The sequence below is a fragment of the Pseudomonas sp. HMSC065H01 genome, from assembly GCF_001815235.1.
Classification (GTDB): Bacteria; Pseudomonadota; Gammaproteobacteria; order Pseudomonadales; family Pseudomonadaceae; genus Pseudomonas; species Pseudomonas aeruginosa.
In genome coordinates, this window is sequence record NZ_KV819864.1 from 1 (window position 1) to 489 (window position 489).

Sequence of the window (489 nt, forward strand, 5' to 3'; positions counted from 1 at the left end):
CTGGCTGCCGACTGGTAGCCGGTGTTGCTGGCGGTGTCGCCCACCACCGTCTGCTCAACCGAGCTGTCCAACCGAGCCATGATCCAGTCGATTGCTCGCGAGATCATGGTCGGCATGCTGATTTCCGCTTCCACCACCAGGGTGGCGCTGGCGATCTTGCTGTCATCGTCGTGACGGCTCAGTTGCCCCGAAGCCTTCACGATGGCGAATCGGCTGTCGCCTGGGGCGTAGTAGCCGAAGACATCAAGGGGGTACTCGCAGGAGTGGAAGCCCGAGGCGCATGCCTCGACTTCGCCATCGTGCTTGTAGGTGCCGCCGATCTCGAACTGGTAGCTGCGACAGGTCAGGTCCTGCTTGAATCCCTTGTAAGCGGTCACGACCTCTTCGGACGCAGCCTTTTTCTTGCTCGCCATCGCAATTCTCCGTTTTAGGTTTGCCCTGATCCGGGCTGGTGTTCGGTGATGCCCTGCTACCGGCAGGGCGGCGGGT

Annotated in this window: 1 pseudogene; it reads right to left on the reverse strand. The window is 61.6% G+C overall.

Features of this window, described 5'->3' with window-relative positions:
• Window positions 1–413 (reverse strand): annotated as a pseudogene (locus HMPREF3014_RS12340) (hypothetical protein); the annotation flags it as partial.
• Window positions 414–489: the final 76 nt, after the last annotated feature.